The following is a 13535-nucleotide window of genomic DNA, read 5'->3' as shown; positions in this document are numbered from 1 at the left end:
GGATTGCTGCCTTTCGGCGCCCCTCCGAGCAGCCGCTCCAGAGCGGCGTCCAGGTCGCGGGCCAGCTGGTCGTACTCCGCCGCGCCCGCGCCGGGCAGGGCCCGTACGACAACCAGGCTACCGGCGGGCAGCCGGTCCAGCCGGTCGCGCACGAGATGGCGAAGCCTGCGCTTGACCCTGTTGCGGACGACCGCGACGCCAACGGCCTTGCTGACGACGAAACCCGCACGCGCCGGGGGAACACTTCCCCCCGCTGCGTGCGGGTCCGTTGCACCGCTGCGGCAATGCACGACAAGGAGCGGGCGACCGGCCCTGCGTCCCCGGCGTACCGCGGCCGCGAAGTCCTCGCGCCGCCTCAGCCGATTTTCGGTAGGCAGCACGTCATGGACCTAGGTCGGGCTGCTCAGGCCGACAGACGGGCGCGGCCCTTGCTGCGGCGCGACGCGAGGATCGCGCGGCCGGCACGGGTCCGCATGCGCAGACGGAAGCCGTGGGTCTTCGCGCGGCGGCGGTTGTTCGGCTGGAAGGTGCGCTTGCTCACTCGGGGGCTCCAGAGATCTTTGATGTCTCGTACGAGACGGATGTGGGGCGTCGACTGGCTGTCACCGTGCGCCCACGAGTAGCTCGCCACGCCCGAGTGCACCGCTACACGATCACGAGAGCGCGATCTTTGCCCATCGGAGGCAGGCGGCAGCAGCCATCGACAACTCGACCGGTTCACGGTACGCGGGGCTACGCCATCCGGTCAAACCAGCTCCGCGACGGTGCGGACAGCCTCCGCCAGGACACACTATGCACAGCCTGTGGACAACAACTTGAATCCCCAGGCCCGCCCTGACTACCGTGGCTGAACTCCATTTCCTTCCCGCCCGTCCTGAGAATCACACATTCGTGGGACTGTGAGAGAGCGTGCCCTGTGGCTGATGTACCTGCCGATCTTGCCGCAGTGTGGCCACGTGTACTCGATCACCTCTTGCGGGCCGAGGCCGATGGCCTCAAGCCCAAGGACCAGGACTGGCTCAAGCGGACCCAGCCCCTGGCGCTGGTCGCGGACACCGCACTGCTCGCCGTGCCCAACGAGTTCGCCAAGGGTGTGCTCGAAGGCCGGCTGGCGCCGCTGATCGGCGAGGCGCTCAGCCATGAGTGCGGCCGCCCGATCCGGATCGCGATCACCGTCGACGACTCCTCCGAGGAGCCGCCGGCCCAGCCGCCCGCTCCGCCCCAGCAGCACGGCCAGCACCCGCAGACGCAGACGCAGCGCGACGGCTACGACGGGTACGAAGCGCGCCACGACGCGCGCCACGACTCCCGGCAGGGCTACGGGCACCAGCCCGACGACCTCCCCACCGTCCGGCCCGCGTACCCGGACTACGACCGGCCCCGGCACGAGCCCGGCGCCTGGCCGCAGCACTCGGTCACCGACGCGGTCGGCCCGCGCGAGGAGTACGGCTGGCAGCACCACACCGGCTACCCGGAGCGCGAGACGTCCTCGGAGCAGTGGCGCGAGCCGTACGGCTCCGGGCCGCCCGCGCACCTCCAGCAGCACCCGAACGACTACCGCTCCCAGGGGCCGGACCGCGGCGCGCCGCGTCCCCCCGAGGGCCCGCGCCCGCCGTACGAGCAGCAGCGGCGCGATCTGCCCGAGCTGCCGCCGCCCGGCGGCCGGCCCGGCGGCCCCGGCTCCCCGCTGCCGGCGCCCAGCGGCGCCCCCGGCCCGCTCGCCGCGCAGCCCGCGCCGGCGACCGGCCCCGGCGAGCCGACCGCGCGGCTGAACCCGAAGTACCTCTTCGACACCTTCGTCATCGGCGCGTCCAACCGCTTCGCGCACGCCGCGGCGGTCGCGGTGGCCGAGGCGCCGGCCAAGGCGTACAACCCGCTGTTCATCTACGGGGAGTCCGGCCTCGGCAAGACCCACCTGCTGCACGCCATCGGGCACTACGCGCGCAGCCTCTACCCCGGTACCCGGGTGCGGTACGTGAGCTCGGAGGAGTTCACCAACGAGTTCATCAACTCCATCCGGGACGGCAAGGCGGACGCGTTCCGCAAGCGCTACCGGGACATGGACATCCTGCTCGTCGACGACATCCAGTTCCTGGCGAGCAAGGAGTCGACGCAGGAGGAGTTCTTCCACACCTTCAACACCCTGCACAACGCCAACAAGCAGATCGTGCTCTCCAGCGACCGGCCGCCCAAGCAGCTGGTCACCCTGGAGGACCGGCTGCGCAACCGCTTCGAGTGGGGCCTGATCACGGACGTCCAGCCGCCCGAGCTGGAGACCCGGATCGCGATCCTCCGCAAGAAGGCGGTCCAGGAGCAGCTGAACGCGCCGCCGGAGGTGCTGGAGTTCATCGCGTCCCGGATCTCGCGCAACATCCGCGAGCTGGAGGGCGCGCTGATCCGGGTGACGGCGTTCGCGTCGCTCAACCGGCAGCCGGTGGACCTGGGGCTCACCGAGATCGTGCTGAAGGACCTGATCCCCGGGGGCGAGGACACCGCGCCGGAGATCACCGCGACCGCGATCATGGCCTCGACCGCCGACTACTTCGGGCTGACCGTGGACGATCTGTGCGGCTCCTCGCGGAGCCGGGTGCTGGTGACGGCCCGCCAGATCGCCATGTACCTGTGCCGGGAGCTGACCGATCTCTCGCTGCCGAAGATCGGCGCGCAGTTCGGCGGCCGCGACCACACCACCGTGATGCACGCCGACCGCAAGATCCGCGCGCTGATGGCCGAGCGGCGCTCCATCTACAACCAGGTCACCGAGCTGACCAACCGCATCAAGAACGGCTGACGGGCGGCCCGCCGGCCGCCACCGCCGTCCAGGGCGCTCCGGGATCCCGTCCCGGGGCGCCCTTCGCCGTACGGGCCCCGGAGCCGCGTCGTACAGCGGTGGAGAGGCGTCCTACGGCCCCGGAAGACCCCGTGGGGACGGCTTCCGGAGGTGCTCGCGGCCGGTCCGGGACGGTGTCGGCGCCCTCCGCCGCCGTCCCGAGCCTGTGGAAGCCGCCCGGCGCTGTTCGATTCCGGGCGAGGTCACGGCCTCTCTCCACAGATTGGGCAAGAATCTTCCGTCCACAGGCTGGGGAGGGGAAAGTTATCCCTGTGGGATCCACAGGCCGGGCCCTCAAAGGATCATCCTGCGAGGTCAGCCGGGTGTGGAATTGTGGCCAACCGTCATCCACAGGCTGTGGACAGACTCTTCGTCCACAGGAGTGGCGGCGGGTTGTCCACCGGCCGCCCACAGGAGAAGCGCCGTTGTCCCCAGTGATCGCCGGCTTCTCCACACCGCTGTCCACTGTTCGGCAACACAACACCCCTCCTCACTGCCGCGAGTGAAAGCGGTCACACCGACTCGGTGGGTTGGGCTGTGGGGAACGTGGGTAAACCTGGGGACGGCACTGGGGAGAAGTGCCCCTGCCCTGTGCACGGGGTGTGCAGAACTTCCGGCGATCCACAGCCGGGCCGGGTTATCCACGGCGGCCACCCACAGGGCCGGTGGACAAAAAATCCGCGCTGACCTGCGCAAAGTGAGTTGTCCACCGTTTCCACAGGGCCTACTACTACGACCACGGATATCAACCGGGGAATTCGCTCGGAACCGGGCCCTGTGCACAACCCGGCTCCGGAGCGCGCCGCTCCGTCCGAGCCGACTTGACCCCGAGCCGCACGGGCTCCCCGCGGCGTACGTCAGACTGGTCTGGCGGCAACCCAGCCGACGACGACGAAGAGCCAGCAGGGCGAGAGCCAGCAACAGCAGGAGGCGGTTTCCGGTGAAGATCCGGGTGGAGCGCGATGTACTCGCGGAGGCAGTGGCCTGGGCGGCCAAGAGCCTCCCGGCCCGTCCGCCGGTGCCCGTCCTCGCGGGCCTGCTGCTGAAGGCCGACGACGGCGCGCTGAGCCTCTCGGGCTTCGACTACGAGGTCTCGGCGCGGGTCTCGGTGGAGGCCGAGGTGGAGGAGGAGGGCACCGTCCTCGTCTCCGGCCGGCTGCTCGCCGACATCTGCCGGGCCCTCCCCAACCGCCCGGTGGAGATTTCCACCGACGGTGTACGGGTGACCGTGGTCTGCGGCTCCTCCCGCTTCACCCTCCACACCCTGCCTGTGGAGGAGTACCCCTCGCTGCCGGCCATGCCCACCGCCACCGGCACCGTCTCCGCCGAGGTCTTCGCCGCGGCCGCCGCCCAGGTGGCGATCGCCGCCGGCCGCGACGACACGCTGCCGGTGCTCACCGGCGTGCGGATCGAGATCGAGGGCGACACCGTCACGCTGGCCTCCACCGACCGCTACCGCTTCGCGGTCCGCGAGTTCCTGTGGAAGCCGGAGAGCCCGGACGCCTCCGCGGTCGCGCTGGTCCCGGCCAAGACACTGCTGGACACCGCCAAGTCGCTGAGCGGCGGCGACACCGTCACCCTGGCGCTCTCCGGCTCCGGGCAGGGCGAGGGCCTGATCGGCTTCGAGGGCGCCGGGCGGCGGACCACCACCCGCCTGCTCGAAGGCGACCTGCCGAAGTACCGCACCCTCTTCCCCACGGAGTTCAACTCCGTCGCGGTGATCGAGACCGCCCCGTTCGTCGAGGCCGTCAAGCGTGTCGCGCTGGTCGCCGAGCGGAACACCCCGGTCCGGCTGAGTTTCGAGCAGGGCGTGCTCATCCTGGAGGCCGGCTCCAGCGACGACGCACAGGCTGTGGAAAGGGTCGACGCCGACCTGGAGGGCGACGACATCTCGATCGCCTTCAACCCCGGCTTCCTGCTGGAGGGCCTGTCGGCGATCGACTCCCCGGTGGCCCAGCTGTCGTTCACCACCTCCACCAAGCCCGCGCTGCTGAGCGGCCGCCCCGCCAAGGACGCCGAGGCCGACGACGCCTACAAGTACCTGATCATGCCCGTCCGCCTCTCCGGCTGACGGCGGCGGACGGCTCTCGTACCGACCCGGGCCCCGGCCGCTGCGCCGGGGCCTTGCGGCGACCGGCTGACAGGCCCCGATGAGCGGCTGAGCCCACAGCTGTGCACAGGGTCCCGGGCGTAGGCTCGGACTCGGGTACGAACAGCAACGACTATGTGCAAAGAGGGTCTCTGATGGAGCTCGGTCTCGTCGGTCTCGGCAAGATGGGCGGCAACATGCGCGAGCGCATTCGCCGCGCCGGCCACACCGTCATCGGATACGACCGCAACCCCGACCTGGCCGATGTGGGCAGCCTCAAGGAGCTTGTGGACAGGCTCCAGGGCCCCCGGGTCGTCTGGGTCATGGTGCCGGCCGGCGCCGCCACCCAGTCGACCATCGACGAGCTGGCCGAGCTGCTCTCGCCGGGCGACCTCGTCGTGGACGGCGGCAACTCCCGCTGGACGGACGACGAGAAGCACGCCGAGGAGCTGGCGGCCAAGGGCATCGGCTTCGTGGACTGCGGTGTCTCCGGCGGCGTCTGGGGCCTGGAGAACGGCTACGCGCTGATGTACGGCGGCTCCAAGGACGACGTCGCCAAGGTGCAGCCGGTCTTCGACGCGCTCAAGCCCGAGGGCGACTTCGGCTCGGTGCACGCCGGCAAGGTCGGCGCCGGCCACTTCGCGAAGATGGTCCACAACGGCATCGAGTACGCGATGATGCAGGCGTACGCCGAGGGATGGGAGCTGCTGGAGAAGGTCGACTCCGTGGAGAACGTCCGCGAGGTCTTCCGCTCCTGGCAGGAGGGCACGGTCATCCGCTCCTGGCTGCTGGACCTGGCCGTCAACGCCCTCGACGACGACGAGCACCTGGAGAAGCTGCGCGGTTACGCCGCGGACTCCGGTGAGGGCCGCTGGACGGTCGAGGCCGCGATCGACAACGCCGTGCCGCTGCCGGCGATCACGGCGTCGCTCTTCGCCCGCTTCGCCTCCCGCCAGGACGACTCGCCGCAGATGAAGATGATCGCCGCGCTGCGTAACCAGTTCGGTGGCCACGCGGTCGAGAGCACGAAGTAAGCACCACCCGCACAACAGCTCAGCAGCCGGGGGAGGTCGGCGCACAGCTATGCACGTCACGCACCTGTCCCTCGCCGACTTCCGCTCGTACGCCCGGGTCGAGGTCCCGCTCGACCCGGGCGTCACCGCGTTCGTGGGGCCCAACGGGCAGGGCAAGACCAACCTCGTCGAGGCGGTCGGCTATCTGGCCACGCTCGGCAGCCACCGGGTCTCCTCGGACGCGCCGCTGGTGCGGATGGGCGCGGACCGCGCGATCGTCCGGGCCGCGGTCGTCCAGGGCGACCGGCAGCAGCTGGTGGAGCTGGAGCTCAACCCGGGCAAGGCCAACCGCGCCCGGATCAACAGATCGTCGCAGGTCAGACCGCGCGATGTGCTGGGGATCGTACGGACCGTGCTGTTCGCGCCGGAGGACCTGGCGCTGGTCAAGGGCGACCCCGGCGAGCGCCGGCGGTTCCTCGACGAACTGATCACCGCCCGCTCGCCGCGGATGGCCGGGGTGCGCTCCGACTACGACCGCGTCCTGAAGCAGCGGAACACCCTGCTGAAGACGGCGGCGCTGGCCCGGCGGCACGGCGGGCGGCAGATGGACCTGTCGACGCTGGACGTCTGGGACCAGCACCTGGCCCGGGCGGGTGCCGAACTCCTGGCCCAGCGGCTCGACTTGATCGCCGCGCTGGGGCCGCTGGCGGACAAGGCGTACGAGCAGCTGGCGCCGGGCGGCGGCCCGCTGGGGCTGGAGTACCGCGGTTCGGCCGGCGCGGCGATGGCCACCGCCACCAGCCGCGAGGAGCTGTACGAGGTCCTGCTGGCGGCGCTCGGCGAGGCCCGGCGCAGCGAGATCGAGCGCGGGGTGACGCTGGTCGGCCCGCACCGGGACGATCTGCTGCTCAAGCTCGGGCAGCTGCCCGCGAAGGGCTACGCCAGCCACGGCGAGTCCTGGTCCTACGCCCTGGCGCTGCGGCTGGCGTCGTACGAGCTGCTGCGGGCGGAGGGCAATGAGCCGGTGCTGGTGCTGGACGACGTCTTCGCCGAGCTGGACGCCCGCCGCCGGGAGCGGCTGGCGGAGCTGGTCGCGCCGGGCGAGCAGGTGCTGGTGACGGCGGCCGTGGACGACGACGTGCCGGACGTGCTGGCCGGCGCCCGGTACGCGGTCTCCGGCGGCACGGTGGAGAGGGCGGACCGGTGACCGAACCGCGACCGGAGGGGCCCAAGGCCCCCGAGCTGTCCGGCGTTGACCTGGCCCGCCAGGCGCTGGTGGCCGCCAAGGAGCAGGCCCGGGCCCGTGGTGCCGCGGTCCAGCAGCGAAAGCAGGCCCGCCGCGGCGGGCTCCGCTCGGGCGCGCGGGCGGACGGCCGGGACCCGCTGCCGCTGGGCGCCGCGATCAGCCGGCTGATCACCGAGCGCGGCTGGGAGACCCCGGCGGCGGTCGGCGGGGTGATGGGCCGCTGGCCGCAGCTGGTCGGCCCGGAGGTGGCGCAGCACTGCGAGCCGCAGCGGTACGACGAGCAGGCCCGCGTCCTGACGGTGCAGTGCGATTCGACGGCCTGGGCGACGCAGCTGCGGCTGCTGGCCCCGCAGCTGGTGGCCCGCCTCAATCAGGACCTGGGCCACGGCTCGGTCAAGATGATCAAGGTGCTGGGGCCGGGCGGCCCCGCCCGCCGGTACGGACCGCTGCGCGCGCCGGGCAGCAGGGGCCCCGGCGACACCTACGGCTGAGGCCCGGCCGGGGCGCGGAAGGCGTGGCGAGGGGGCGGTGTTTCACGTGAAACATCGCCCCCTCCGCCGTTCCCGCGGCCGGTCACGCGCTGTTTCACGTGAAACAGCGCACAGTCGTACGAGAGCGGTAAAGACGTGTGACGGAAGAGACTCCGCTCACGGTAGCCGGCGGTTGACAGCCCGAAGCGCTGAGTGCCGGTGTGAGCGTCCTGGGGCCCCGTCTCACATATGGGGAGTCGGCGGACGTCAGTTCAGGGCGGCACATGACGACTCAGGCGCCTGCAAACCCCCATGAGTGTCAGCGCCACCGGTACACTGGTAGCAATCCCGCCCACTCGCGGAACAAGTCGAACGACGAGCCGCTCCCACCTGTCCTTCCCGGGGAGATCCCAGCAGGTGCGGAAGGGCTCGTGCTGTGCCAGAAAGGGCGCTTCGTGGCCGACTCCGGCGACCTCAACGAGAACAACATGGCTTCTACCGAAGAGGGGGGTTCGGCCGGCGCCGTGGGCGACTCCTCGGCGGAGACGTCGTACGACGCCAGCGCGATCACCGTCCTCGAGGGCTTGGACGCGGTCCGTAAGCGCCCTGGTATGTACATCGGCTCCACGGGCGAGCGTGGACTGCACCACCTGGTGCAGGAGGTCGTCGACAACTCCGTCGACGAGGCGCTGGCCGGCCACGCCGACACGATCGACGTGACGATCCTGGCCGACGGCGGTGTGCGGGTCGTCGACAACGGCCGCGGTATCCCCGTGGGCATCGTCCCGTCCGAGGGCAAGCCGGCCGTCGAGGTCGTGCTGACGGTGCTGCACGCCGGCGGCAAGTTCGGCGGCGGCGGGTACGCGGTCTCCGGCGGTCTGCACGGCGTCGGCGTCTCCGTGGTGAACGCGCTGTCGACCCGGGTCGCGGTGGAGATCCGCACGGACGGCCACCGCTGGACCCAGGAGTACAAGCAGGGCGTGCCGACCGCCCCGCTGGCCCAGCACGAGGCCACCGACGAGACCGGCACCTCGGTCACCTTCTGGGCCGACCCGGAGATCTTCGAGACCACCACCTACAGCTTCGAGACGCTGTCCCGGCGCTTCCAGGAGATGGCCTTCCTCAACAAGGGCCTGACCATCACGCTCAAGGACGAGCGCCCGGACCACGTCGACGAGGACGGGCAGCCGCTCTCGGTGCGGTACCACTACGAGGGCGGCATCGTCGACTTCGTGAAGTACCTCAACTCCCGCAAGGGCGAGCTGGTCCACCCCACGGTCGTCTCGGTGGAGGCCGAGGACAAGGAGCGGATGCTCTCCCTCGACCTCGCGATGCAGTGGAACACCCAGTACAGCGAGGGCGTCTACAGCTTCGCGAACATCATCCACACCCACGAGGGCGGCACCCACGAAGAGGGCTTCCGCGCCGCGCTGACGGGCCTGATCAACCGCTACGCGCGCGAGAAGAAGCTGCTGCGGGAGAAGGACGACAACCTCACCGGCGAGGACATCCGCGAGGGTCTGACCGCGATCATCTCGGTCAAGCTGGCCGAGCCGCAGTTCGAGGGCCAGACCAAGACCAAGCTGGGCAACACCGAGGTCAAGACCTTCGTCCAGAAGGTCGTCCACGAGCACCTCAACGACTGGCTGGACCGCAACCCCAACGAGGCCGCGGACATCGTCCGCAAGGGCATCCAGGCGGCCACCGCCCGGGTCGCGGCCCGCAAGGCGCGCGATCTGACCCGCCGCAAGGGCCTGCTGGAGACCGCGTCGCTGCCCGGCAAGCTCAGCGACTGCCAGTCCAACGACCCGACCAAGTGCGAGATCTTCATCGTCGAGGGTGACTCCGCCGGCGGCTCGGCCAAGTCCGGCCGCAACCCCGAGTACCAGGCGATCCTCCCGATCCGCGGCAAGATCCTCAACGTCGAGAAGGCCCGGGTCGACAAGATCCTCCAGAACAACGAGGTCCAGGCGCTGATCTCGGCGTTCGGCACCGGCGTGCACGAGGACTTCGACATCGAGAAGCTCCGCTATCACAAGATCATCTTGATGGCGGACGCCGACGTCGACGGCCAGCACATCAACACCCTGCTGCTGACCTTCCTCTTCCGCTTCATGCGGCCGCTGGTCGAGGCCGGCCACGTCTACCTCTCCCGCCCGCCGCTCTACAAGATCAAGTGGGGCCGGGACGACTTCGAGTACGCCTACTCCGACGCGGAGCGGGACGCGCTGCTCGAGCGCGGCAGGCAGAACGGCAAGCGGACCCGCGAGGACTCCATCCAGCGGTTCAAGGGTCTCGGCGAGATGAACGCCGAGGAGCTGCGCGTGACGACCATGGACGCCGACCACCGGGTGCTCGGCCAGGTCTCGCTGGACGACGCGGCCCGTGCCGACGACCTGTTCTCGGTCCTGATGGGCGAGGACGTCGAGGCGCGCCGCTCGTTCATCCAGCGCAACGCCAAGGACGTCCGCTTCCTCGACATCTGAGCCCTGTCGGCCCGCACACCAGCCGCAGCTCGAAAGGACTTTGAACCACCATGGCCGACGAGAACCCCCCTGTGACCCCGGACGGCGTGACCGCCGAGGGCGCCCCCGCCACCATCGAAGGTGTCGGAATGCGCGTCGAGCCCGTCGGGCTCGAAACGGAGATGCAGCGCTCCTACCTCGACTACGCGATGTCCGTCATCGTCTCGCGCGCGCTGCCCGACGTCCGCGATGGCCTCAAGCCGGTGCACCGCCGCGTCCTGTACGCGATGTACGACGGCGGCTACCGCCCCGAGAAGGGCTTCTACAAGTGCGCCCGCGTCGTCGGCGACGTCATGGGCACGTACCACCCGCACGGCGACACCTCCATTTACGACGCGCTGGTGCGCCTGGCCCAGCCGTGGTCGATGCGGATGCCGCTGGTCGACTCCAACGGCAACTTCGGCTCCCCGGGCAACGATCCGGCCGCGGCCATGCGGTACACCGAGTGCAAGATGGCGCCGCTGTCGATGGAGATGCTCCGGGACATCGACGAGGAGACCGTCGACTTCCAGGACAACTACGACGGCCGCAACCAGGAGCCGACGGTCCTGCCGGCCCGCTTCCCCAACCTCCTGATCAACGGCTCGGCCGGTATCGCGGTCGGTATGGCCACCAACATCCCGCCGCACAACCTCCGCGAGGTCGCCGAGGGCGCGCAGTGGGCGCTGGCCCACCCCGAGGCGTCCAGCGAGGAGCTGCTGGACGCGCTGATCGAGCGGATCAAGGGCCCCGACTTCCCCACCGGCGCGCTGGTGGTGGGCCGCAAGGGCATCGAGGAGGCGTACCGCACCGGCCGCGGCTCCATCACGATGCGCGCGGTGGTCGAGGTCGAGGAGATCCAGAACCGCCAGTGCCTGGTGGTCACCGAGCTGCCCTACCAGGTCAACCCGGACAACCTCGCCCAGAAGATCGCCGACCTCGTCAAGGACGGCAAGATCGGCGGCATCGCGGACGTCCGCGACGAGACCTCCTCGCGCACCGGCCAGCGGCTGGTCATCGTCCTCAAGCGGGACGCGGTCGCCAAGGTCGTCCTCAACAACCTCTACAAGCACACCGATCTGCAGACCAACTTCGGCGCGAACATGCTCGCGCTGGTCGACGGCGTGCCGCGGACCCTCTCGCTGGACGCGTTCATCCGCAACTGGGTCACCCACCAGGTCGAGGTCATCGTCCGCCGGACGAAGTTCCGGCTGCGCAAGGCCGAGGAGCGCGCGCACATCCTGCGCGGTCTGCTCAAGGCGCTGGACGCCATCGACGAGGTCATCGCGCTGATCCGGCGCAGCGACACCGTCGAGGTGGCCCGCGAGGGCCTGATGGGCCTGCTGCGGATCGACGAGATCCAGGCCAACGCCATCCTGGAGATGCAGCTGCGCCGGCTGGCCGCCCTGGAGCGCCAGAAGATCACCGCCGAGCACGACGAGCTCCAGCGCAAGATCAACGAGTACAACGCGATCCTCGCCTCGCCCGAGCGGCAGCGCCAGATCATCAGCGAGGAACTGGCCGCGATCGTCGAGAAGTACGGCGACGACCGCCGCACCCAGCTGGTGCCCTTCGAGGGCGACATGTCCATCGAGGACCTGATCGCCGAGGAGGACATCGTCGTCACCGTCACCCGCGGCGGCTACATCAAGCGCACGAAGACGGACGACTACCGCGCGCAGAAGCGCGGCGGCAAGGGCGTGCGGGGCACGAAGCTCAAGGAAGACGACATCGTCGACCACTTCTTCGTCTCCACCACCCACCACTGGCTGCTGTTCTTCACCAACAAGGGCCGGGTCTACCGCGCCAAGGCGTACGAGCTGCCCGACGCCGGGCGGGACGCCCGCGGCCAGCACGTCGCCAACCTCCTGGCCTTCCAGCCGGACGAGCAGATCGCGCAGATCCTGGCGATCCGCGACTACGAGGCGGCGCCGTACCTGGTCCTGGCCACCAAGGCCGGCCTGGTGAAGAAGACCCCGCTGAAGGACTACGACTCGCCCCGCTCCGGCGGCGTGATCGCGATCAACCTCCGCGAGCGGGAGGACGGCACCGGCGACGAGCTGATCGGCGCCGAGCTGGTCTCGGAGACCGACGACCTGCTGCTGATCAGCAAGAAGGCCCAGTCGATCCGCTTCACCGCGAGCGATGACGCGCTGCGCCCGATGGGCCGGGCCACCTCCGGCGTGAAGGGCATGAGCTTCCGCGAGGGCGACGAGCTGCTGTCGCTGAACGTCGTCCGGGCCGGCACCTTCGTCTTCACCGCCACCGACGGCGGCTACGCCAAGCGCACCGCGGTCGACGAGTACCGCGTCCAGGGCCGCGGCGGCCTCGGCATCAAGGCCGCCAAGATCGTCGAGGACCGGGGTTCGCTGGTCGGCGCGCTGGTCGTCGAGGACACCGACGAGATCCTGGCGATCACGCTCGGCGGCGGCGTGATCCGCACGCGGGTCAACGAGGTCCGGGAGACCGGCCGTGACACCATGGGCGTCCAACTGATCAACCTGGGCAAGCGGGATGCCGTCGTCGGCATCGCGCGCAACGCCGAGGCCGGCCGGGAGGCCGAGGAGGTCGACGGGGCCGGCGAGCCCGAGGAGACCGGGGCGGCCGAGGAGTCCGGGGCCACCGCAGCCGGGGGCGAGCAGTCCGCGGCGGAGTAGCACGAGGAGTAGAGCGTGAGTGGAGCCACGGGCGCTGCGGCGGGTGGAACGGGAGTCACACCGGACTCCGCGGAGGAACCCGCACCGGGTAAGGAGCGCAGCGCCCGTGGCTCCGCCGCGTCCGGCGGCACCCGCCGCGAGGACGCCCACGAGGGGGGAACGATGAGCAGTACCCGGCAGCCGCAGCCCCAGCCGCAGCCGCGGGGCGGCGCACAGCAGCCGTACGAGCCGCCCCAGGCGTACCGCACGGGCGGCGGGAGGGACGAGGCCGGACCGGCCGTGCGCGCGCCGCGTACGGGCGCCGGGACGGTCCCGCGCACCCGCAAGGCCCGGCTGCGGGTCGCCCGCACGGATCCGTGGTCGGTGATGAAGGTGAGCTTCCTGCTCTCCATCGCGCTGGGGATCTGCACGGTGGTGGCGGTGGCGGTGCTGTGGATGGTGATGGACGCGATGGGCGTCTTCTCCACCGTCGGCCGGACGATCAGCGAGGCGACCGGCTCCGCCGAGGGCGGCGGCTTCGACCTCCAGTCGTTCCTCTCGCTGCCGCGGGTGCTGCTGTTCACCTCGGTCATCGCGGTGATCGACGTGGTGCTGGCGACCGCGCTGGCCACCCTCGGCTCGTTCATCTACAACCTCTCCGCGGGCTTCGTCGGCGGGGTGGAGCTGACCCTCGCGGAGGACGAGTGAGCCCCTGCGGGGGCCGCCGGCACCGGGCGTTCCCAGGGC

At 70.6% G+C, this 13535-nt stretch carries 9 protein-coding genes and 1 pseudogene; 8 read left to right on the top strand and 2 right to left on the bottom strand.

The annotated features are described in order from the left end of the window. Positions 1-11: 11 nt before the first annotated feature. Together rnpA and rpmH are read right to left on the bottom strand one after the other, a co-directional pair. Positions 12-380: pseudogene (rnpA, locus tag ADL22_RS33790) on the bottom strand (ribonuclease P protein component); the annotation flags it as partial. A gap of 23 nt (positions 381-403) precedes the next feature. Further along, complete coding sequence (rpmH, locus tag ADL22_RS11805; protein WP_003956500.1) at positions 404-541, bottom strand: 50S ribosomal protein L34; 138 nt, start codon at positions 539-541, stop codon at positions 404-406. 375 nt (positions 542-916) lie between these two features. On the opposite strand from rpmH, the gene dnaA reads away from it, so the two are divergent. The 8 genes from dnaA to ADL22_RS11765 all read left to right on the top strand — a co-directional run bounded on the left by dnaA (position 917) and on the right by ADL22_RS11765 (position 13496). Continuing rightward, the gene (gene dnaA / locus ADL22_RS11800) at positions 917-2791 is read left to right on the top strand and encodes a chromosomal replication initiator protein DnaA (RefSeq protein WP_079064049.1); all 1875 of its coding nucleotides are present in this window, start codon (positions 917-919) and stop codon (positions 2789-2791) included. A 979-nt stretch (positions 2792-3770) separates the two neighbouring features. Continuing rightward, positions 3771-4901, top strand: a complete 1131-nt coding sequence (gene dnaN / locus ADL22_RS11795; RefSeq protein ID WP_066976865.1) for a DNA polymerase III subunit beta — start codon at positions 3771-3773, stop codon at positions 4899-4901. Positions 4902-5074: 173 nt separating this feature from the next. Beyond that, complete coding sequence (gnd, locus tag ADL22_RS11790; protein WP_066976863.1) at positions 5075-5953, top strand: phosphogluconate dehydrogenase (NAD(+)-dependent, decarboxylating); 879 nt, start codon at positions 5075-5077, stop codon at positions 5951-5953. A gap of 49 nt (positions 5954-6002) precedes the next feature. Beyond that, positions 6003-7139 (top strand): DNA replication/repair protein RecF, encoded by a 1137-nt coding sequence (gene recF / locus ADL22_RS11785; RefSeq protein WP_066976860.1) that lies wholly within the window; start codon positions 6003-6005, stop codon positions 7137-7139. Beyond that, a complete protein-coding gene (locus ADL22_RS11780) occupies positions 7136-7669 on the top strand; it encodes a DUF721 domain-containing protein (protein WP_066976857.1) in 534 nt (177 codons plus the stop codon). Before recF ends, ADL22_RS11780 begins: the two co-directional genes overlap by 4 nt. 410 nt (positions 7670-8079) lie before the next feature. Continuing rightward, on the top strand, positions 8080-10134 hold the full coding sequence (gene gyrB, locus ADL22_RS11775) for a DNA topoisomerase (ATP-hydrolyzing) subunit B (protein ID WP_066976854.1): 2055 nt from the start codon (positions 8080-8082) through the stop codon (positions 10132-10134). Between the two features lie 50 nt (positions 10135-10184). Next, positions 10185-12809 (top strand): DNA gyrase subunit A, encoded by a 2625-nt coding sequence (gene gyrA, locus ADL22_RS11770; RefSeq protein ID WP_066976852.1) that lies wholly within the window; start codon positions 10185-10187, stop codon positions 12807-12809. A gap of 15 nt (positions 12810-12824) precedes the next feature. Then, entirely contained in the window at positions 12825-13496 is a 672-nt protein-coding gene (locus tag ADL22_RS11765; protein ID WP_079064048.1) for a DUF3566 domain-containing protein, read from the top strand. Positions 13497-13535: the final 39 nt, after the last annotated feature.

The sequence above is a fragment of the Streptomyces sp. NRRL F-4489 genome (assembly GCF_001509485.1).
Classification (GTDB): domain Bacteria; phylum Actinomycetota; class Actinomycetes; order Streptomycetales; family Streptomycetaceae; genus Streptomyces.
Note: the sequence above shows the minus strand (reverse complement) of the source record. Positions and strands in the feature narration are given on the sequence as shown.

What these genes read in the sequence shown, in the direction of transcription:
- gnd (WP_066976863.1), top strand. Translation starts at nt 5,075, where the DNA reads ATGGAGCTCGGTCTCGTCGGTCTCGGCAAGATGGGCGGCAACATGCGC.
- recF (WP_066976860.1), top strand. Translation starts at nt 6,003, where the DNA reads ATGCACGTCACGCACCTGTCCCTCGCCGACTTCCGCTCGTACGCCCGG.
- gyrA (WP_066976852.1), top strand. Translation starts at nt 10,185, where the DNA reads ATGGCCGACGAGAACCCCCCTGTGACCCCGGACGGCGTGACCGCCGAG.